The organism is Leptospira congkakensis (assembly GCF_004770265.1).
GTDB lineage: Bacteria > Spirochaetota > Leptospiria > Leptospirales > Leptospiraceae > Leptospira_A > Leptospira_A congkakensis.
The window spans coordinates 113,329-134,041 of record NZ_RQGQ01000011.1 but is presented as its reverse complement, the minus strand read 5'-3'; the positions used below and the strand labels follow the sequence as shown (position 1 = coordinate 134,041).

Genomic DNA, 20,713 nt, shown 5'->3' with positions numbered 1-20,713 from the left:
TTTGTGGCAATTCCATCCTTATAGCCTACTTTTATTTCTAGCATTCAGCTTCAATCTTGTATTGGGGCTATTCGTTTTAAAATCATTCCGCCTAGATCTTGTTAAATACCTACTCATTCTAGTTTTCGGATCTATGATGTGGACCGGATTCTATGGTATTGATTTTGTATTTATCAGTCCCGATCTCCATAGATTTTTTATCTCGTTGTTGTATATTGGAGTTGCCCTGGCTAACTTGGGAATGGTTCTTGTTTCGTTAGAGTTTACACAAAACAAACATTTGTTAACAAAAAAGTTTTGGGTACTTTTGACAATCCAACCACTTTTGACATTGGCTGTTTGCGCTTTAGATCCTATCTTTAAAACATTAACGCTTGATACTTATCTTGTAAATATCAATGGAAGGATCCAGTGGGTTCAAGAAACCAATATTGGTGGATTTATTGTTTCTTATTTCTTTTCGTTTTTTTGGTCTGCGTTTGTAGCTTACTTATTAGTCAAAGGTATCTTTGTATCGAAGGCAACAGAACGCCGAAGATACATGCTCATTCTTTTTTCCTATTTATTCATTTGGGTCACCGCCATTTTACATAAATCAGGTTTCAGACCTTTGCCTGGACTGAATATCACTTCGGTGATGAGCACCATGCAAGTGATATTGATCTTTTTTGCCATTGGATACTATCGAATGTTCGATCTTGTTCCTTTGGTAAGAGGGGAAATTGTAGATGAGTTAGACGAAGCTGTAGTGATTCTCGATTTTAACAATCGGATTGTGGATTGGAATATGGCGGCGGAACATTTGTTCCATATCGCTTCTAAAAATTCTAGTTTACTTTCTCATAAATACTTCTTTGCTTCGGCTCCCGGGATCATTTCTAAACTTGATAATTTATCTGAGAAACGAACCATCACAAAATGGATTTGGGAAAAGGATCAGAAGTATTGGGAAGTCACCGCCAAACAGATCAGAGACGCAAATCGTAAAAAAATTGGAATGGTTCTTGTTTTTAGAGATATCACGGAACAACGAAATCTAGAAAAACAAATGTCGAATGTGAACCGCGAACTTATGGTTGCCAATGGAACCAAAGATCGGTTTTTATCGATCATTTCTCATGACTTACGTGGTCCTCTTGCGGGAATCAAAATGTTACTCAAAGTTTTGAATGAGGACATGAAAAAAAAAGAAGATGCGTTGGCGGGAATGACACAATCCCTCGTGGATGCTACCGAATCTGTTTTTTCTCTATTAGAAAATCTTCTCGAATGGTCTAAACTACAAAGAGGGGAAGAACAATTTCGTCCTCATTATTATCGGTTGGATAATATTGTCAGAGAATGTTTGGAACTTTTTGTTCTAAGTGCTTCTAATAAAGGTATTAGTTTAGAAGTAAATATTCCTTCTCATGCAATGGTATTTTGCGATGACCGAATGATCATCACTGTGATTAGAAACTTGGTTTCAAATGCATTGAAGTTCAGTCATAACGATGGAAAAATTTTGATCCAAGCTGTTGATGTAAATGGAGATTGGCAAGTTTCAGTGATCGATGCCGGAGTGGGAATGTCGAAGGCCATTCTTGACAAACTTTTTAAAGTAGGAGAAGTGATTAAATCAACTGGTACCCAAGGGGAAACAGGGAATGGAATTGGTCTTTTGCTTTGTAATGAATTTGTGACGGTGAATGGAGGAATTTTATTTGCTGATAGTGATGGAGTTTCCGGTTCGAGATTTGTTTTTACCATTCCCAAAAAGATGAAAGAGGAGATCATTTCATGAAAAAAACAATTTTAGTTACGGGTGCCACTGATGGAATTGGAAGGGTATGTACACATTCCTTTGCGAAAAATCAAGATGAATTAATATTGGTTGGTCGTAATGCAGATAAATTAGCAGCTCTTGTTTATTCATTACAAGTCACTGGAGCGGTTGTTCATTCTTATGTGGCTGACTTGTCTTCTGCAAAAGAAACTTTTTTATTAACAGAAACAATTCGTAAGAACCATCCCAAAATTGATGTTTTACTCAATAATGCCGGTGCCTATTTTGATAAACATACTCTAACCAAAGAAGGAATTGAATCTACATTTGCTTTAAACCATTTGAATTATTTTATCATGGCACTTGGTTTACTCCCTTCTTTAAAAAAAGCTGGAGAGGCTAGAATTGTTAATGTGGCATCACGGGCCCATATGGGTGTATCTCTAAATTTTAGCGATTTATTGGGTGAAAAAGAATATTCCGGTTGGAAACAATACCAAAGATCAAAACTCATGAATATTTATTTTACGTATGAACTAGCGGAGAGACTAAACCAAACTAAAATTACAGTTAATTGCCTCCACCCAGGGTTTGTAAAAACCAAGTTTGGTCAAAATAACGATGGTTTGGCGAAGATTCTTTTGACTTTTGCTCAAAATATTTTTGCGATCTCAGAAGAGAAAGGCGCCGATACTTCTATTTTCTTATCTACAGATCCGTCCGTAGCTTCTGTATCGGGTAAGTATTTTGTAAAAAATAAAATCCAGAAAAGTTCCGACCCATCTTATGACATAACCGCCAGAAGGAATTTATGGTCTTTTACAGAAGATCTTTTGAAACATAAGTTTAGTTTTAAATTCCCTGGATTTTAGGTATGGGTTTTAAACACCAAACAAATCCAATCCAAATTCCCGTTCCTGGTGGAAAAACAATTTCCGAACATTTCGGAATTCCCTCTACGGGAAATTCTGATGTTTCGATTGCTCATATGATAGCACCTAGTGGTTGGGGTGAACCCTTTCAAACACCTAACTTTGATGAGTGGACTCTTATGGTTCGCGGCAAAAAACAAATCGAAGTGGGTGATAAAATTGTAATTCTTTCTGCCGGTGAATCCATTTTAATAGAAAAGGGGACTAGAGTTCGGTATTCTAATCCGTTTCCGGATGAAGCCGAATACTGGTCTGTTTGTAGACCTGCTTTTGCCATTGACTTGGTCAATCGGGAAGAAGAATTCTAAAGGTGATTTGAGTAATGGGAGCCGAGGAGAAACCAACTGCGGATTTAAGTTTCTTAAAAAAAGAAATGAAACGCGTTCTTTTTGGAAAAGGTTCCCTAATCATCCAACAATATTCGTTAGGTGATTCTTTTTATTTTATCGAATCGGGAACAGTCGAAGTTTGGAAGTATTTGGATGAAAGTAAAGAAGAAATACTTGTTATTGGTGACTTAGTATCTGGCGATTATTTCGGAGAAATTGCACTGATTGATTCCGCTCCTCGCACCGTAAATATCTCTGCAAAAGAAGATTCTGTTCTTTATGAACTCACAAGGGAAGATTTTCACCGTTTGATTCAAACGAGTCCAGATATGACCTTAACACTTTTGAAATTGTTAACTGCTAGAATTCGGAACGCAGAACAAAGAGAAAACCAAGTTCTCATCCAAAAGAACAAAGAACTTCGCCTTCAAAACGAAACTTTAGAAGAGATGGTAAAAGAAAGAACAGCGAAGTTAACACAATCTTTGAAAATCATCCAAGAAGATTTAGAAACTGCGAAAACCATTCAGAGAAATATTTTGCCTCTAGGTCTTAGGTACGTAGCTCATTTAGATTTCGGATCACGATTTGAACCTATGGCGGAAGTAGGTGGGGATATATTTGATGTGATTCGATTGGAAAAAAACAAAATCAGATTGTTTTTGGCCGATGCCATTGGTCATGGTGTGCAGGCTGCACTCATCACTATGGCCATCAAAGCAGAATATGATCATATCAAACACAACACCCCAAACCCTGCTGATGTTCTCTATGCATTGAATCAAATTTTTATGGATCGGTACGGTAAAAAATCCAACCAATTCACCGCCGTCATCGTTGATTTGAATATGGAAGAAAGCCAATTGACTTATTCATCAGCAGGTCATAATGAACCATATGTGGTAACAAAAGACAAAATCATTCCTCTTACAGAGTCGGGAGTGATGTTGGGGTTGGAAAAAGATGTCGAATATTCCAACCATTCGATGGCTTTTGGATTAGGAGATCGTTTGTTTATGATTTCGGATGGGTATTTGGAACAAGAAAATGAGGAAGGAATTCTCCTCGGAGAAACCAAATTACTTTCCAGTTTTGCATCAGCAAAGAGTTTGGATTTGAATCTAGCCGATACTATCAATTTGCTTATGGATGATTTTCATTCTTTTCGAGGGAAAGCCTCGATGATGGACGATGTTACGATTCTTGGAATCGGTACAACGTATTAATTAGGAGTTTGTTTTGGGTTTAATCATTGCTTATATTTTATTTCTTTTGAATTTATTGTCGATCATACCAACGATGTACCCTCTTTATATTTGGAAGTTGGTAACAACTGGTTCGGCGAGAAGATTTGGCGACAGACTTCTATTGAAAGTGGGAGAGGCCTGGATCGAAAATAACTACCGAATTTCCAGAATGTTATATGGTGTCCAGTTTGAAGTGATTGGAGATGCTTATAAAGATTTAAAACAAGACGGTCGTTATATGATCATTTGTAACCACCAATCTTGGTCTGATATTTATATCATTCAGTCGGTTTTAAATCGTAAAATTCCACTCATTCGTTTTTTTATCAAAGATTCATTAAAATATGTTCCTATCCTTGGACATGCTTGGCTTGCCCTTGACTTCCCTTTTGTAAAAAGAAGTACGAAAGAACAGTTGAAAAAAAATCCAGAACTTGCTACCAAAGATTTAGAAAATGTAAAAAACGTTTGTGCAAAATTTGCCGGGATGCCTTTTTCCATTTTGAATTTTCTTGAAGGCCACCGTAGGACCCCAGAGCGGGTTCAAAAATTACTAAAAAAGAATCCTTACAAACATTTGCTCCGGCCTCATAGTGGTGGGATCTCCGTTGTGTCCACAACGCTAAAGAATTCGCTTGATGCTTTTATCGATTTAACGATAGTTTATCCTACGGAAAACCCGAGTTTTTTGGAGTTGATGCAAGGTAAAATTCGCAAACTAAAAGTTTTTGTGGATGTCATTCCTGCATCGTTGGTGCCAGTTGAGGAAAACGAACAGTTTGCACCTATGTCTAAAAAAATGAAACGATGGGTGGATGAACGATGGGCTTTAAAAGATGTTTTGATCGAAAAGGAGAAACAACCAAAATGAAACACTTCTTAATTTATATTTCTGTTTTTTCTTTGTTTTTTTCCTGTCGAACATTTGATCCAGTTTCTTATGAACCACCCATCAAACCGGAGTCAGTTGGGATATATGCACCCAATACCGAATTACAAAAATCCATTTTACTTGCTATTGGAAAGGTAAAAGGATTGGAGTCATTGGATGTAGATGCCGATGGAAATATTTACGGTGGGGATAAGGATGGGCGTATCATTCGTATCACTCTCAAAGGGGAAATCAAAGCCATCGCCAACACTTCAGGCCGGCCTTTGGGAATTCAATTTGACAAACAAGGCAATCTTATCATCGCCGATGCTTATCGTGGATTGTTGTCTTTAGATAAATTAGGAAAAATTACAGTTCTTGTTTCGGAATATAAGGGTCGTCCATTTAAATTTACAGATGATTTAGATATTTCTCAGGATGGAAAAATTTATTTTTCTGATGCATCCATATATGAACAAAAAGAATATCTTTATGATCTTTTAGAAGCAAGACCTTATGGAAGAGTTTTTGTATACGATCCAAAAACCAAAGTAACAGAACTTCTTGCGGACGATTTGTATTTTGCTAATGGAATTGCATTGTCCAAAAATGAGGATTATCTACTTGTCAATGAAACGTATCGATATAAGATCACAAAACTTTGGTTAAAAGGTTCTAAGAAGGGCCAAAAAGAAACAGTGATTGAAAATCTTCCTGGGTTTCCGGACAATATCACTCGTAATGAAAGTGGAGAGTTTTGGGTTGCACTTTTTACAGTGAGAAATGACAGGATGGACAATATGCATCCTTCTCCCGTAGTCAAACGAATGATTTCCTTTTTACCCAAATTCCTTTGGCCTAAGGCTGAACCTTATGGTTACGCACTTAAAATAGATGGTAATGGAAAGGTTCTTATGACTTTACAAGATCCTGGTGGAGAACATTTAAAAGAAGTCACGAGTGTTTTGGAAAAGAAAAGACAATTGTACATTGGAAGTTTGTACAATGATCGTGTAGGAATTTACATACTACCTTAAATAAGAAAAGTTTTATTCTTTCGCACCTTAACCAAAATCCATTGTCTTTTAACTAAGGTGCACAAGCTTGTTCGTATTCTACAGCACCAAGACTCGAAAATCCATTCGCTCCTGGTCTTGTACCTGGACCTGAGTAGCTACCTGTATGACCTGCAATATTATTTGTCGATTGGGTGATCAAACAAGAAGTTGCAGGTGTAGGAGTGTAGTTAGCAATCACACCAAACTCTGATACAAGGTTAGGGTTGAGTTTTAAGTTATCCCCAAAATTTGCGGCAGTACCAAGAGGGACACAGGCTAACGCACCCGGAATCCCACCTGCACAAAGTAAATTATAGTTTAATGCATTTTGAATCACTAAATTATTACAATTATGGAAAACATTGTATCTAATAGCAGATTGTAATCCAAGGCCAGCGTTTAAAATACATGCATTCGGTGCAGAATCATTGTTTAATAGAAAGATATTGTTTTGTATGTCAAGTGAAGTTACTCCGCTCGCTAGGTATAATGGAGTCTCAATAGACGTATCACTAATTCCACTATTGACTGTATTGTGATAAATCCTTAAAGGAGTCGTAACATTTGAAAGTTCGATTCCTCTTGCTAAGTGGGAACTTCTGCCATTTTGAATCCAGTTATCAGAAATCAACATAGCACCTAGAGAAGTAAGACTGATTCCCGAAACAGTAGAAGACGTTGAACTACCAATGGTCCTTCCTACTCTAATATAGTTTCCCGAGATGATCGAGGCAGTATTCAAACCACTCCCCCTGATCCCCATCACCCATGCAGTAGCAGTAGTTGAGGTTGCATCTCCAACATAAATGGCATTGTTCTCTAAGATGGCAGTAGTACCTCCACCGAAGAAAAAGATTCCAGCGGACGTGGAGAAGGATCCTGGACTTATTACATTTCCTACTTCGATCACATTTCTCCGTACAATATGTCCGCTATTCAAATAAAGTCCATAGGATTCTGTAACTCCGTTTCCACTTTGGATTAAGTTCCCTTGGGTGGCAGAACCAATTTCGACACTGGTTGCTAAGCTAATCCGAATTCCTGATGATCTGTAGGAATTAAGTCCCCGAATGATATTTCCGGCTAAAACCCCTGACGAACTAGCTCCGGTTGAAATTTCAAATCCTACACTGGTTGAGTTAGTCGAGAGTACTGGGTCTGCATTCATATTTGCTGCAGAAAATGTATTTCCTCTGATGTTTGAGACAATGATCCCAGCAGTTCCGTTGTATTGAATCCCTTTGGACGTTGCATTGATAACCGTACCATCACCACCACCAGCTATGGAATTAGAAAGTAGGATGGGAGTGAGAGTGGCAGCTGAGGACATATAAAGACCCACAGAGGAACAGCCATTTACCGTACAATCACCACCATGAATTGTATTAAAGATTAAGTAAGGATTGCTATTTAGAGCAAATATTCCCGAAGTACCATTATCGCCGCTACCACCTCGGATTTTGTTATTAATGAAACGGAGAAAATTGGTTCCGTTTAAAGAAACGCCCGCCATATAAGGAGCAGTCGTTGATCCCGCCTGAATATCAAAACCAGAAACGACGGTGGTAGCGGTAACGGCACCGCTTGCATAGATCGATGAACAGGGGTTTGTTGCTGTTGCGGAGGCACAACTTGCGGGAGTGGTTACCATCGATATTATGGAAGTATCAAGAGTTGTATCTCGGCTTAAAAAACCAGAACCTGCTGTGTAACTTCCAAAGAGAGAAACTCCCGAAACTATCTGGATTCGATCTCCAATCACAGATGAATCATAAGTCCCTGCTTCTACGAGTACGGCACAGTCACCAGAGGCACAGCCTAGAAAGTCATCGATAGCTGCTTGGATATTTCTTTTGGGTGTAGTAGGAGTGAAACCATCATTGGTATCAAAAGCAGTAGCAGAAGCGGAAACATAACGAATGGCAGATGGGACCAAGTATAGTATATTTACCGTAGAAGAAAGTGGTGTTCCTCCGACATTAAAACAATTTAGAGTTAAGACTCTGTGTCCACTGGCCCAGGAATCTGTAACAGCGGGGGAAACAATGAGCGTATCATTCGTAAGTGTTGTTGTTGTCACTGAAAATTGAATTGGTATACTCAATACTGTGTTTAATGTTCCTGTTGAGGTTATACAACTGCCGGCATTCACTTCATCCGAAAATTGTAATCGTAAACTTTCCGTTGGTTGTAGGACTCCCCCATTGGAAGGATTAAAACTGAGAACACTAAAACAATTGGCAGTGATGGAGATGGTTCCCGTAACAGTGCCACCAGAAGCAGAAAGGACACACTGATGGTTCGCGGGAGTTCCCACAATTTGCAAACTATATGTATTGTTTGTTATGATATTCGTGGGGAATCTATGTAATCCATTGGTTGAAATGGTGAGTAGTTCCGAATTATTATTTCTAATACTCAGTGTGCCAGAAGCGATCCCCACAGCAGTGACTTCGATCGGAAAGGCAGTTGAATTACAAGCGATGATGATGTCTGTGATATTTGCACCAGCGATGGTTCCTGACCCGTTGGTAGTGAGACAGTTCTGAACCGGATGGTTTGGTTGGGTGGTAACCGAAACATTATAAGTGGTTCCATCCAAATAGGTTTGCGTGAAAGCAAAAGAGCCCGATGCAACCGCTACGTTCAGTGTGGATCCATCGACAGAGTTTGTGAGAACAAGACCCGTAATTCCATCAAGGCCGGTGATGGTGCCACCAACGGTATAACGTAAAGGATCACAATTCACGATGATCGAGTTGATATTTCCATAAGCGACCACACCCATTCCGCCACTGACAGAACAAGTTTGCGCAGGGAGAGTCGGTTGTGTGTTCACCGTTACATTGAAGTTGTTTCCTGTACTAAGAGGAGTTTTAAAATCAAAGGATCCATCGGCGTTGACAACAATGCTTTCTGTTCCAGAATTCAAATCCAAAACAAGGCCTGACCCAAGAAGGCCGGAAACAGTAACAGATAGATAGTAGGGGCCTGTTGGTGCTGAATTGACTAAACTGCGCAGTTGGAGGAAATCACTGACGGATTGTAAAATGCCTTTGGACAAACTAGGGATACAAGCCTGGAATAGAAAGGTGGGAATGAGGATGGCATTCCTAAAGATTTTTGCAGACTTGATCATACTCTCTATTTAATACAACAACTGAAGGGGACGGGATGTGTCATTTTCTTTCCGTCTAATCTAAAAAACTAGAGGAGAAACCGTGGATTTTAGTTTTTATTATTACATCGGGCTTTCTGGTATCATGGTTTTTACGATGTCTGGAGCTCTGGCGGCACTGGAACATAAAGACCATCACCATGACTTATTTAGCGTATTTTTCACGGGTTTCATCACCGCCATTGGGGGAGGAACCTTAAGAGACATTACCTTAGGCAATTACCCAGTTTCTTGGGTGCGTGATGAAAATATTCTTTGGGCCATCTTTGTTGGATTTTTACTCGTCATACTTTTACCGAGAGTACTAAGCAAACTTCGCGATGAATTGTTTTTATTTGATACCTTGGGCATTGGAATCTACACAGTGCTTGGAACAAGGATTGCTTTGGATCATGGAGTGAATTATTTTGCTTCTGCGCTTCTCGGAATGATCTCTGCCATTTTTGGTGGAGTGATTCGAGATACCTTAATGAACGAAGTGCCATTTATCTTTAGAAAAGAAATATACGCTACTGCTTGTTTGGTGGGATCTGTCTTATATATTCTGTTAAATGTTTGGAATGTAAATGATAATGCGAATCTAATTATCTCTGCAACTGTTGTTGTTGGAATTCGTGTAGTGGCAGTGCGATACAACTTAGGTTTACCTAAGATTAAAATCTTTGATTAATTATTACACAATCGTAGCAAAATCAGGGATTTAACACAGAAAGAATTTCGTACTTGTCACAAAGAACTTCTGTTCCATCGATTTATTGTTAATCGCTTGCGCTTAATAAAATATTCGCTTTGGATGGTGTAGAAGTGTTGTCTTATCTGTTGGCTAAGGGAATTCCCTTTTGACACAACTTTGACACTTGAGGTATTATGGCTAGTCCAAAGGCAGTCACATTAGAATACAAACAAGACTTAGGTCTTCATTCTAACATTGATGATATCAATCATCCTATTTTAGAAAATGCACCCTTCCATTTTAAGTTTTTTCAAATTACGGATGAAGTAGAAAATACACTATACCAAATTCTAGATAGATTCTTATTGCAACTTGATCTAATCATTGTTAGGGATTCTGTTCTTGCAGCTGTGAAAGAAACAGTAACCAATGCAATCAAAGCAAATGCCAAACGAGTTTTTTTTAAAAACCGAGCTAGTAATATTGAAAATGAAGTTGAATACGCTGCAGAGATTGCAGAATTCAAAAGAACATATTTAGAAAATAGAGATATGATTGAAGAATCACTTCAAAAAAATAATTTTGGGGTTTTTGTTTCCTTCATTCACAATAAAAGTTTAATGCGCATTCGAATCATGAATAATGTGCAACTTACAACTGCAGAATCTGCCAGAATCAAAGAAAGAATTGATAAAGCAAAAACTTATAACGATTTAGCCGATGCATTTATGGATATGTCGAGTGAACAAGAAGGTGCAGGCCTTGGCTTGATTATGACACTCATGATGTTACGTAACGATGGATTGGGGGATTCTGCTTTTAAATTTGAATCGGGCGAAAACAAAACTGTTTTTATGATAGATATTCCTTCTAAAGTTTCTAAAGAAAACTTACAGTTAGAAAAAATAGATTCTATCGTTTCCCAAATTGATAATTTGCCAACATTTCCTAAGGCCATCAAAGACATTCAAGATGCCATCGATAAACCAAACTCCAGTATCGGAACCATTGCAGAGATGATCAAAAAGGATATTGCATTGTCTGCCAATATTCTCAAATTGTCTAATTCCGCTGCGTTTAGGAGAGGGGGTAGGGTAGAAAGTTTAGATCGTGCCATCCAACTCATCGGTTTGAAGGAATTACAAACTTTATTATATAGTTTGGGAACCAAACAAATGTTGGAAGATAAGTTCCCCGCGTTTACGGCGATATGGGAAAAATCAAATGAGTCCGCTTTTTATTGTAAAGCCATAGGCCAAAAAATGGGAATGAACAAATCGGATCTTAGTAATCTGATTGCTGCGTCTCTTTTACATGATATTGGTGAAATTTTACTATTATCTTTTGACAAACAACATATGTCACAAATCAAAACTTATTCCAATTCTAGAGAAATTGCCTCTACGATCAGTATGGAAGAGTCGGCTATTGGTATCACACATTCAAAGTTAGGTTCTATGGTTGGAGAAAAATGGAATTTCCCAATTCTTTATACGAAAGCAATGGAATTTCATCATAGGCCACTTCTTGTTGACGATGTATATTCTGATATTGTTTTCCCAATTTATCTGAGTGATATGATGATTTCCATTAATGCCAAAGAAGCAAAATCATCCGAGATTCCAGAAGAAATACTAAAAAAATGTAAATTCCAAAGTAAGTCCGAATTTGATTCAATTCGAACAAAAATGAGAGAACAATTTTTATCTTATTAATAAGATTACTTAAATCTAATTACTTTCCTGTTTTTTTATAGAGTTCATAGCGAGATTGAAATTCGTTATATCTCGGAATGGAAACGGCTCGAACATAAGATTGGTTGGGATTGTTTTGAATGAAGTTTTGGTGGTATCCTTCTGCTTTATAAAATTCTTTTAATTTTTGGTATTCTGTAACAATCGAGTTTTTCCAAATTTGTTTTTCTTTGATTTCTTCTTGGATTTTTTTGGCAATTTCTAGTTCTTCTTCGGTTCCATAAAATAAAATAGATCGGTAAGAAGATCCTTCATCTGGTCCTTGCCTGTTGAGAGTAGTTGGGTCATGGGAAAGAAAAAAAATCCTACAAAGTTCCGCATAATCTATCTTAGATGGGTCGTAATATACTAAAACTGTTTCAGCATGGCCTGTAGTTTCCGTGTTTACCAAATCATAAGTGGGATTTTCCGTATGCCCTCCTGCGTATCCAGAAATTACATCGATCACTCCAGGAACCGATTCAAAGATATGTTCCGAACACCAAAAACAACCTTCGGCAAAGGCGGCAATTTTTTGACCCACTTTTGGTTGGATGAGAACTTTTTGAACGGTTGTGTCTTTGTTAAACAAATGGCATTGGAAGGAGAAAAAAATCGAGAGGAAAAATAAAACTGCCAAGGATAAAAATTTAGGAATGGTAAATTTATTATTTAGAGCCATATCCATTAGATTGGATTTTTTATTGGTTTGGCGAAAATCTCCTCTAGATTAAGGGGGAGTTACATCTTTTTCTTGTGGAAACTGATCCCTATTTTCTGGAAAACCAGAGCCTTGTTGGCCACGGTAGATAAAAACATTTTTTGATCCTGAAAGACTGGCCAATGGTTTGTAAAAATTTTGTTTGATGAAATAACCAAGAACAATAGTCATCAGGGCAGCAGTGTACATCCATGATTCGGTAAGTTGTCTGTAAACAAAAACGTAAGATCCAGAGAGGATGAGTGTTTGGCTAAGCAACCAAACAGTGATTCGGTTGATTAAAAATTTAGCCCATCCAATTTCAGTGACTTGGTTTCGGATGCCTTGTAACAAAATTCCAAGTACGGGGATTCTAAGCAGAAAACCCAAAAGTCCGAAGACCACTATAAAAATCAAAACCAACCAAAACGCAGAAAATATAAAATTCCACCAAAACAAAAATTGGAGAGGAGGGATAAGGCTAGTAGGCCACGAAAACGCAGACGAAAATAAAGTGATCAAAATCCAGAAGAAACTAAGATAAAATCCGAACACGATAGAATGGAAACTATTATCGGAAGATCTGGCAATTAAAAATTATATAAAGGGGGTAGGTGGAAAACCACCTCATCTTCAGATGATTACTAAAGGGATTTTTGATTTGTATCGGTGTAGAGCATACAAATCCGTTAGCCTGGTTTGGTTTTCGGGTGAAAGTTCTAAAAACTCGGCTCCCATATGAAACCTGTGGATTCCTATTTCTTCTTTTCGAATCACTTTGATTTTGGCATCAATTTCTTGGTTTGATTCCGATTCTCGAAGTTTGACATCAAAGGATTCGTTTAAATTGATATCGTCTTCTGTATCAAAGGCAATTCCAGTCACAGAAATGTTTTTAGAAACTGTTTTAAGAGTTTTGTCGGGAAGAATAAAAAGTAATTCTAAATTGGCATCAAAACGCAAACTACTTCTTTTTTCATTGGAATAAGCTACGATTTGATTTTTTCCAGATTGTTTTGCGGTGTATAAAGCACGGTCAGCTAAATCGTACATTTCGTCACAATTTTTAACTTTTTCAGGGTAGGATACAATTCCCCCACTCAAAGTGACAGACCTTCCGCTAAGTTGGATGGTACGACAGGCTTCTAATAGTTTTTCAGAAGCGATGAGAGCTTGTTCTTCATTTGTTTGTGGAAAGATAACAGCAAATTCTTCACCACCAATACGACAGGCAGTGTCTTCTGTTCGTAAACAAGAAGTGATTTGTTTTGCAACCTTGGAAAGAATTTCGTCACCAGTAGTGTGACCGTAAGTATCATTGATTTTTTTAAAATCATCAATATCGATAATCAGCAATGTTAGGTTTTGATTGTATCTTGTAGATTGTTTAAATTCACGTACAAGTGCGGTTTCAAAATGTCTTCGGTTGTATAATCTTGTAAGTTCATCAACTAAGATTAGTTTTTCGGTATCAGCGAACAGTTTCATTTCGATGATTTTTGGATTTCTGATTTTTTTGTTGATGTTTGTAAAATAATCTAAAGTTGCGATTCGAATGCCGACTTCGCGGCCCATACAATTTGTGAGTTTATTTTTGTTATCTATAATTTCTTGCCAAGTTATGACTGAATCATTCTCAGAAATTTCTAAAGATGTAAGGACTTTTAATATAGCAGAACAAATTTGAGAGTCCTCTAGATGATGGATTTGTGCATCTTTGATCTTTTGGAGTAAAAGTTCTTCATGACAGGGATCCTCTTCCAAAATTGCCATGATGGTATCTTCGATTCGTTGGCCGGGTAGCCTGGTTTGTTTAGATTTCAACATGACACGCTAAGATGAGCAATTTATTTCCTACAATTTCCCAAGATTTTAGAAACACTACTTGTTGTAAAGACAGGTTTATTCTTAAAACTTTGTTTAGCTACAGGGAAATCCCTTATGTGGAAGTTAGTTGTTTGGATTGCGAGTGAATCTCATTGATTTCTTCATAAAGGAGTTGGACGGAATCTGCCAATTTTTGCGTGGTTTCATCAATGACCGTGATCGCATGGTTGATCTCTTTGCTACCAGACATTTGTTCTTGGGCAATCACTCCAATTTGTTCTGACAAAACATGGAGTTCGGAAAAGGTAACTCTCAGTTTGGTGTTCAGATTTTCTTGTTCGGTGACATGTCCTTCTAAACTCAAAATTTCGCTTTCGATACGAAGTAATTCCTCATTTTGGCTTTCTACTTGGGTTTTTACTTCTTTGGAAAACCTGGTGCCTTCATTGATTTTAAGACCTGCTTCTTTTACAATTTTGGCAATGGTCCCCGCATTGGACTGAGAACGGTCGGCAAGTTTTGCAACTTCCTGGGCGACTACTGCAAATCCTCTTCCATGTTCTCCTGCCCGAGCGGCTTCGATAGAAGCATTTAATGCTAGTAAGTTGGTCTGGTCCGCAATCTCTGACATCATTTGGTTGATTTCTTCTACTTTGGAAAATGCATTGTTTAAGTCAGAATAGATCGTATTGAGTTCTTCCGAAGATAGTTTAACTTTTTTGCTAAAATCAGCAGAGATACTTACGTCTTTTGCAATTTGAGTTGTTTTTGATTTTACACTTTCACTTATATTCTGAAGCGATAAAAAATCTTGGTCAACAATTTTGACTCTTGCTACTTGGTCTTCTACTAAGTTTGCGGAACTCACTGCAGAAGAGGAGAGCTCTTCTACCGATGCAGATATTTCTTCTACGGATGCGGCTTGGTTCTGCGACTGGTTGTGTAGTTCATCCGACATTGATTGTAAGGTATCAACAGACGCCGCAAGAGTAATTGCAGACTTTTCCATTTGGCTAGATTTGTTAGAAATAAAAACTTGTTTCTCTAACGTGTCTTTCAGTTTTAATTTTAAGTCTGATTGCATCTCTTTGATAAGGGCTACCACAAATCGTAAACTAAAGATGACACCAAAGAAAAAAATAACCTTTTGTACTTCCGTTGCGATAATGATATTGTTGGCTCGTAACATTTCTGGATTGGCTTTGGCAACGAGGGCTGCACCAAGTTTGGCTGATAAATAAATTCCACCTAAATACAAACAGGTGGAAATGATTCCCACAGTCATCACAAGTTTTGATTCGAATAAAAAACTAGAATAGATGGCAATAAAAACAAAAATGATGTAAAAAATACCAGCGTTAATGGTATTACTTGCATCACCTTTTGCATAATTATTATAAACGTCTAAATAGAAAAAACTAACTAGAATTAACAAATCGATAAAAATAATGGTGAAAGCCCAAAGCCGAGAAATTTCTTTTCCTTTCCTTAAAAAATAACCAGGAACAAGCCCGTTGAGTAAAAAGATTAGGGATCCTATGAAATTGGGTATAAAACTTTTTGTTGCTACATTGGCAGCCACTCCCAAAAGGAAAACAGCACTCAATCCGTACTTTGTGTACACAATTAGTGAAATACCTTTACGAAAGAGAGTTCTTTCAAATCGACTGATTTCGTTTGTTTCTGCGGACATTCCCTAGTTTCCTCACTGGATAGCGGCGGTGGCGATTGTAATAGAAATCGGCATCTATCCAGTTCTACTGTAACAAGATGTATGTTATCTTTGGCGATAAAAAAGCTATATTTTTATTTTCTTGGATGGAACTAGTAGAAATCAGAGCAAGGTCTCATCCGTTGATCTTTCAAAACTTGATTTTTTAAAGAAGATTTGAATTTACCACCTAATCTACGTAAAAGAGATTTATACTTGCTTGGAATTTAGGAAATGAAAATGTTTCAATTTGTGGTGAATCGTTTTTTTGCTTATACACTTGTGATTGTTTTCTGTTTTTTTTCCTGTAACAAATCAGAATTATCCAATTCATGCGATTCGAATTCCAATGAATTTTTAAATTCAATCCTTTTAAAGTTTGCGATAGCTGACTTTTCTCCCCATTGTAGTGTATCGACGGCCTTGTCTCTAAGTGGTTCCATTGTAGGCCTTACCACGTCGGGAATGGTGCTTCGAACTAGTACCGGTTCCGAACTTTCCGTTCCGCCAGGCGCCACCAGTTTTTCCATTCCGCTCGCAAGTGGATTCGGTTCAAAATATACATTGTCCATTGCAAAACAACCAGAGACAATCGCCTGTGTCATACACAAAGGTTCAGAGGGAACCGTAGTACTAGGTATTACCAATGTCTTAATCATTTGTCATACAACAACCGCTAAGCGAGTTTATGGACAACTTGGATCTTTCACTTCATCCAATAATTCACCTACAACAGAAAACTCTTTGGCCTCTCCAAATTACGTCATTGCTGAAGATTCAGGCGTTTATATAACGGATTCTGCAGCCACACGTGTTTTATATTTTTCTGGATCAAATACCACTGCCTCCAGAGTGATCGGCCAATTAAACTTTAATCAAAATATTTCCCACGTTACAAGTTCCAACTTTGCATTTCCTTTAGGGCTTGCCAAAGACTCTTCTGGATTGTACATAGGTGACCTAAATAACCTCCGAGTTTTATACTTTGAAGGAACAAATAATACTGCGTCAAGGGTGTATGGCCAAGTCGATTTTACCACCGCCTCCCCAACTTCCGCAGCTGTTAATACCATTACGGGGCCATATGGAATGGCAGCTGACAACGAAGGGTTTTATGTAGTAGATAATTCAAATCACCGTGTACTTTATTTTCCCAATGGAAGTTATAGTGCCAGTCGAGTTTATGGCCAAACTAGTTTTATTGGAAACACTTCTGGATGTACAGCCACTACACTTAGCTCACCAGAAGGTGTTGCTGTGAGTTCTGATGGACTGTATATTGCTGATACAGGAAACCACCGAGTTTTATTTTATCCAGGTACAAGCACTACCGCCACTCGCGTGTATGGACAACCCAACTTTACCTCTAGTTTAGCAAATAATGGAGGTATTGGCGCCGGGACTTTGAATGCACCTAGGGGCGTATTTGCAATTGGTGGAGATGTTTGGATTGCTGACACGACCAATAATCGAGTTTTACTTTATTCAGGAACCAACACAACGGCATCAAAAGTTTTTGGACAATCGGGGAATGGCAGTTTTACGCTTAGCAGTTTCGGTTTATCAGCAACTGGTCTCAATTTTCCTCAAAATATATCCATTAATGGAGAAGGAATCTTTATTACAGATAGTATCAATAACCGTGTCATTATGTATTAAAATTTGTTCCCTTGAAATTTCCATTTAAGGAAAGATTTTTTAATTATTTCTTTAAGGAGTGAGGAATGATTCTTTTTAATCATATTTGGATTGTGTTTATCATTGTTACAGTTTTCAATGCACTTGTTTTAAAATTTAGATCCCAAAAATACATAAAAGCAAAACCAGAGTTAGAACCTGGGTATGATAAACTAGTGAAAGGAATTATCTTTTATGGAAATATTCCTTGGGTCATTGTAGGTATTGGTAATTTGTCCCAATATACAACCGGTTTATTTGATTATCTATATCTAAACACTTTTAATCCTTTTATCATTATCTTTTATATTTCTATTTTAGTAATTTGGTTGCTTGCGTTCTATTGGATTTATTTTAAGCAGGGAGCTGAGTTTTTAATAGAACATCCGGGTCTTATTCGGGTGCGAGATGGCGGCATTTCTGGGGAGATCACAGCAAAAAAGATTAAAATATTTGTTGGTCTAATCCTTTTTTCTAATATGATAATGGTTCTGTTTTTATTGTATCAAATCAATATAGCCAAACTCATAAGATGATGTTTTGATACCAGCAGGTTTAGGTTGATCGTTCGTTCCTCTTCGTTATAACCGTCCTGCTGAAATACCGATCATTGTCCAGAGATCAAAATAGTAATATCTACAGATATGAATGAATCTTTAAAGATATTACGGATGGTCTTTCTACTATTTCTTCTTTGGTAAAATTTCTTCTAAGGCCATGGCTTCTAAAATCTTTCCACCACGTGCATTCAAATGAATGGCGTCTGTTAAATAATAATATCCGTTGGAATCTCCGAGATCATCCCAACTAGCAGTCGTTGAATAGTATTTCAGAATGGTCCAATACATAGCCCAAGTGCTTTGGATGTATGGTTTACGAGAGCTTAGTTTTGATTCTTCCAGTCCTTTTGATAAAGTCTCATGGAGTGGTTTGTAGATGGTTTTTTCTTTTGTGGTAACTTGTTTGGTCAGTTCGGCAAACCTTTTTGACCTTTGGAAAGGAACTGAGTTTGGATCTTCGCCTAGAACAGGTGGTGAAAACACAATCAGTTTAGCTTTTGTTTCTTTTTGAATGGTTTGGATGATTTTTGTGAGATTGTTTACAAAACTTTCTTCTGTGACTGGCTCTTTTAGTTTCCAAAGACTCGCATAACGATCGTATTCCTCGCTCGATAACGTTGCTTTTAAATCATTTGTTCCAATCAAAAGAAAAACATAATCTGGATTCAGTTTTTTTAAATTTTCGAGTTGTTCTAAAATTTGAACTGTCAAACGACTATTGATTCCTTCGTTAATTATTTGGTAATTTGATAAATTTGGATTTTTGGCAATAGAATCTACATAGTCATAACTCACTCGCCCGTGAGTGATACTATCTCCGAGAAAAACAACCTTCGGAGTTTTGATAGAATTAGTTTCAACAGCCGACTTGAGATTGTTTGCCGGAACTTTTGTTGCTTGGAAAACAACACAAGATTCAAATACAAAAAAACAAAGGATCCAAATTTTTGAAAATAGTTTCATGGGACTTGATCCTATGCAAAAAAACAAAAAGGTGAAAGCAAAATTTGAAAAACGAACGAGAAAAAATAAAATCCCTTATGTTAGAGGAATGTATATATCCGTTAAACGTTTATCATCATCCTTTTCCAATGGATTCAAATAACATTCCCAAGGTGGTTGGTTCTTTAGTTTCAATGAGTTCGATTTTGTATAATCGTTTAGAATCCAATCATAAATTTTAGGTAGACCTTGGTACTTTCCTTGGTAACGAATTTGTAAATATTTCCCGCCGGGAATGGACTGAACTCCAAATCCTTGGATTAGTTTTTTTTGAAGAGACCCAACTGTGATTCCAAGATCAAATCGAATTTTTCCTTTTGGTGAAATTTCTGGATCATCCTGGCTGATTCCAATCCATTTATGATTTGTATAGGATGAGTTCCAACTCTGTATCAAGGATTGGATTTGTTTTACTTCATTACTCCCTGCGATGGGGCCAGGCAGTTCTTCGTAACTTCCTATATGGCGAACAAAGGCAATAGAAAAAGTGGAAATTGTTTTTTTCTGGAATCCAAATTTTGAAATTCCATCTGGCAATGTTTGGTGGACTTTATTTGATATTGTTTTTTTCTTTTGGTATTTTTTTCTAAATTCGGAAGGTGTGATTCCTATCACACGTTTGAAGGCTTTGGAAAAAGCTTCATGAGATAAAAAACCTGCTTCGATGGCAATTTCTAAAATTGGGAAGTTTGTGATTTTTAATTCGTATGCAGCTTTTTCTAATCGTAACCGGCGAATGTATTCTTTTACATTTTCTCCTTGGATGGATTTAAACAACCGATGGAAGTGCCAGTCACTATACCCCGTAAAAAAAGCAATTTGTCCGAGGCCAATAGTATCATCCAATTTACCTTCCAGTAGGTTCCAAATAGGATAGGGGTCGGGTTTTTGTGGCAACGGAAACTTCCTTTCTTAAGTTTAAAACTAAGAAAAGAAAGTCTGTTCCCATTTGTCTTTCTAAATTTTAATCTGGATTTCGTTCCTGGACAATATCAATTCCGATCCCATTTGGATCAATCAATGTGAAATGAACATCTCCCCATTCTTCGGTAGTGAGAGGAAGGTCTATCGGCGCCTTTTTTTCTTTTAATTCTTCAAAATCTTTTTCTACATCTTTTGATTCGAAGATAAACCAAATTCCTTTTCCTTGGTAAGGAGTTTGAAAATAAGATTTTCTCACCTGTTCTTGGTTAGGTTTCATGATTGCAATTTCCACTTCTGGCTTATTCGGCAAACATAACAAAATAAACCAATCCGATTCGAATTTAGTGGTTAGCCCTAACCATTTTTCGTAAAAGTTTTTTGTTTCGATTAATTTCTCTGTAATGATTCCCGTGTGGATTTGTTGAAATTTCATATTCTCTCCTTTTGATTGAACTTAGTATACAGGAAACTTCCTTTATCGATTGGATCGTTTTTGCTTTTTTTTGCGCATCGCACGAGTGCGACC

At 37.3% G+C, this 20,713-nt stretch carries 18 protein-coding genes; 10 read left to right on the top strand and 8 right to left on the bottom strand.

Features of this window, described 5'->3' with window-relative positions:
* Position 1 precedes the first annotated feature (1 nt).
* Genes EHQ70_RS07905 through EHQ70_RS07880 form a run of 6 tightly spaced genes read left to right on the top strand, consistent with a single transcriptional unit; the run spans position 2 to position 6,181 of the window.
* Entirely contained in the window at positions 2 to 1,783 is a 1,782-nt protein-coding gene (locus EHQ70_RS07905; protein ID WP_135585193.1) for a sensor histidine kinase, read from the top strand.
* Positions 1,780 to 2,637, top strand: a complete 858-nt coding sequence (locus tag EHQ70_RS07900) for an SDR family oxidoreductase (RefSeq protein WP_135585191.1) — start codon at positions 1,780 to 1,782, stop codon at positions 2,635 to 2,637. The genes EHQ70_RS07905 and EHQ70_RS07900 overlap by 4 nt, the downstream gene beginning before the upstream one ends.
* Before the next feature lie 2 nt (positions 2,638 to 2,639).
* Positions 2,640 to 3,005, top strand: coding sequence for a cupin domain-containing protein (locus tag EHQ70_RS07895; protein WP_135585189.1), 366 nt, complete (start codon positions 2,640 to 2,642; stop codon positions 3,003 to 3,005).
* 14 nt (positions 3,006 to 3,019) lie between these two features.
* Positions 3,020 to 4,252, top strand: coding sequence for a PP2C family protein-serine/threonine phosphatase (locus tag EHQ70_RS07890; protein WP_135585187.1), 1,233 nt, complete (start codon positions 3,020 to 3,022; stop codon positions 4,250 to 4,252).
* Between the two features lie 13 nt (positions 4,253 to 4,265).
* Positions 4,266 to 5,144: an acetyltransferase gene (locus EHQ70_RS07885; protein ID WP_135585185.1), complete on the top strand. Its 879-nt coding sequence runs from the start codon at positions 4,266 to 4,268 to the stop codon at positions 5,142 to 5,144.
* The gene (locus EHQ70_RS07880) at positions 5,141 to 6,181 is read left to right on the top strand and encodes an SMP-30/gluconolactonase/LRE family protein (protein ID WP_135585183.1); all 1,041 of its coding nucleotides are present in this window, start codon (positions 5,141 to 5,143) and stop codon (positions 6,179 to 6,181) included. The genes EHQ70_RS07885 and EHQ70_RS07880 overlap by 4 nt, the downstream gene beginning before the upstream one ends.
* A 52-nt stretch (positions 6,182 to 6,233) precedes the next feature.
* Here EHQ70_RS07880 and EHQ70_RS07875 read toward each other — a convergent pair whose 3' ends face one another.
* On the bottom strand, positions 6,234 to 9,341 hold the full coding sequence (locus tag EHQ70_RS07875) for a hypothetical protein (protein WP_244288258.1): 3,108 nt from the start codon (positions 9,339 to 9,341) through the stop codon (positions 6,234 to 6,236).
* An 82-nt stretch (positions 9,342 to 9,423) separates the two neighbouring features.
* Here EHQ70_RS07875 and EHQ70_RS07870 point away from each other — a divergent pair, with 82 nt between their 5' ends.
* Positions 9,424 to 10,050, top strand: a complete 627-nt coding sequence (locus EHQ70_RS07870) for a trimeric intracellular cation channel family protein (RefSeq protein ID WP_135585181.1) — start codon at positions 9,424 to 9,426, stop codon at positions 10,048 to 10,050.
* Positions 10,051 to 10,247: 197 nt separating this feature from the next.
* Positions 10,248 to 11,768, top strand: coding sequence for an HDOD domain-containing protein (locus tag EHQ70_RS07865; protein ID WP_135585179.1), 1,521 nt, complete (start codon positions 10,248 to 10,250; stop codon positions 11,766 to 11,768).
* 19 nt (positions 11,769 to 11,787) lie between these two features.
* Here EHQ70_RS07865 and msrA read toward each other — a convergent pair whose 3' ends face one another.
* From msrA to EHQ70_RS07845, 4 genes are all read right to left on the bottom strand, one after another.
* Positions 11,788 to 12,474: a peptide-methionine (S)-S-oxide reductase MsrA gene (msrA, locus tag EHQ70_RS07860; RefSeq protein WP_425270022.1), complete on the bottom strand. Its 687-nt coding sequence runs from the start codon at positions 12,472 to 12,474 to the stop codon at positions 11,788 to 11,790.
* Between the two features lie 42 nt (positions 12,475 to 12,516).
* Entirely contained in the window at positions 12,517 to 12,840 is a 324-nt protein-coding gene (locus EHQ70_RS18680; RefSeq protein ID WP_244288257.1) for a hypothetical protein, read from the bottom strand.
* A 279-nt stretch (positions 12,841 to 13,119) separates the two neighbouring features.
* Positions 13,120 to 14,313, bottom strand: a complete 1,194-nt coding sequence (locus tag EHQ70_RS07850; protein WP_135585173.1) for a diguanylate cyclase — start codon at positions 14,311 to 14,313, stop codon at positions 13,120 to 13,122.
* Positions 14,314 to 14,425: 112 nt separating this feature from the next.
* A complete protein-coding gene (locus tag EHQ70_RS07845; RefSeq protein WP_135585171.1) occupies positions 14,426 to 16,006 on the bottom strand; it encodes a methyl-accepting chemotaxis protein in 1,581 nt (526 codons plus the stop codon).
* Between the two features lie 258 nt (positions 16,007 to 16,264).
* Here EHQ70_RS07845 and EHQ70_RS07840 point away from each other — a divergent pair, with 258 nt between their 5' ends.
* Both EHQ70_RS07840 and EHQ70_RS07835 read left to right on the top strand, forming a co-directional pair.
* Positions 16,265 to 17,683, top strand: a complete 1,419-nt coding sequence (locus tag EHQ70_RS07840) for an NHL repeat-containing protein (protein WP_135585169.1) — start codon at positions 16,265 to 16,267, stop codon at positions 17,681 to 17,683.
* A 65-nt stretch (positions 17,684 to 17,748) separates the two neighbouring features.
* Positions 17,749 to 18,237, top strand: coding sequence for a hypothetical protein (locus tag EHQ70_RS07835; protein WP_135585167.1), 489 nt, complete (start codon positions 17,749 to 17,751; stop codon positions 18,235 to 18,237).
* A gap of 147 nt (positions 18,238 to 18,384) precedes the next feature.
* Here the strand turns inward: EHQ70_RS07835 and EHQ70_RS07830 are convergent, their stop codons facing one another.
* The 3 genes from EHQ70_RS07830 to EHQ70_RS07820 form a co-directional block, all read right to left on the bottom strand.
* Positions 18,385 to 19,224, bottom strand: coding sequence for an SGNH/GDSL hydrolase family protein (locus tag EHQ70_RS07830; RefSeq protein WP_135585166.1), 840 nt, complete (start codon positions 19,222 to 19,224; stop codon positions 18,385 to 18,387).
* A gap of 75 nt (positions 19,225 to 19,299) precedes the next feature.
* Positions 19,300 to 20,160, bottom strand: coding sequence for an AraC family transcriptional regulator (locus EHQ70_RS07825; protein ID WP_135585164.1), 861 nt, complete (start codon positions 20,158 to 20,160; stop codon positions 19,300 to 19,302).
* A 67-nt stretch (positions 20,161 to 20,227) separates the two neighbouring features.
* Positions 20,228 to 20,620 (bottom strand): VOC family protein, encoded by a 393-nt coding sequence (locus EHQ70_RS07820; RefSeq protein WP_135585162.1) that lies wholly within the window; start codon positions 20,618 to 20,620, stop codon positions 20,228 to 20,230.
* Between the last annotated feature and the right edge of the window lie 93 nt (positions 20,621 to 20,713).

What these genes read in the sequence shown, in the direction of transcription:
- EHQ70_RS07900 (WP_135585191.1), top strand. Translation starts at nt 1,780, where the DNA reads ATGAAAAAAACAATTTTAGTTACGGGTGCCACTGATGGAATTGGAAGG.
- EHQ70_RS07895 (WP_135585189.1), top strand. Translation starts at nt 2,640, where the DNA reads ATGGGTTTTAAACACCAAACAAATCCAATCCAAATTCCCGTTCCTGGT.
- EHQ70_RS07890 (WP_135585187.1), top strand. Translation starts at nt 3,020, where the DNA reads ATGGGAGCCGAGGAGAAACCAACTGCGGATTTAAGTTTCTTAAAAAAA.
- EHQ70_RS07880 (WP_135585183.1), top strand. Translation starts at nt 5,141, where the DNA reads ATGAAACACTTCTTAATTTATATTTCTGTTTTTTCTTTGTTTTTTTCC.
- EHQ70_RS07875 (WP_244288258.1), bottom strand. Translation starts at nt 9,341, where the DNA reads ATGATCAAGTCTGCAAAAATCTTTAGGAATGCCATCCTCATTCCCACC.
- EHQ70_RS07865 (WP_135585179.1), top strand. Translation starts at nt 10,248, where the DNA reads ATGGCTAGTCCAAAGGCAGTCACATTAGAATACAAACAAGACTTAGGT.
- msrA (WP_425270022.1), bottom strand. Translation starts at nt 12,474, where the DNA reads ATGGATATGGCTCTAAATAATAAATTTACCATTCCTAAATTTTTATCC.
- EHQ70_RS07850 (WP_135585173.1), bottom strand. Translation starts at nt 14,313, where the DNA reads ATGTTGAAATCTAAACAAACCAGGCTACCCGGCCAACGAATCGAAGAT.
- EHQ70_RS07845 (WP_135585171.1), bottom strand. Translation starts at nt 16,006, where the DNA reads ATGTCCGCAGAAACAAACGAAATCAGTCGATTTGAAAGAACTCTCTTT.
- EHQ70_RS07840 (WP_135585169.1), top strand. Translation starts at nt 16,265, where the DNA reads ATGTTTCAATTTGTGGTGAATCGTTTTTTTGCTTATACACTTGTGATT.
- EHQ70_RS07835 (WP_135585167.1), top strand. Translation starts at nt 17,749, where the DNA reads ATGATTCTTTTTAATCATATTTGGATTGTGTTTATCATTGTTACAGTT.
- EHQ70_RS07830 (WP_135585166.1), bottom strand. Translation starts at nt 19,224, where the DNA reads ATGAAACTATTTTCAAAAATTTGGATCCTTTGTTTTTTTGTATTTGAA.
- EHQ70_RS07820 (WP_135585162.1), bottom strand. Translation starts at nt 20,620, where the DNA reads ATGAAATTTCAACAAATCCACACGGGAATCATTACAGAGAAATTAATC.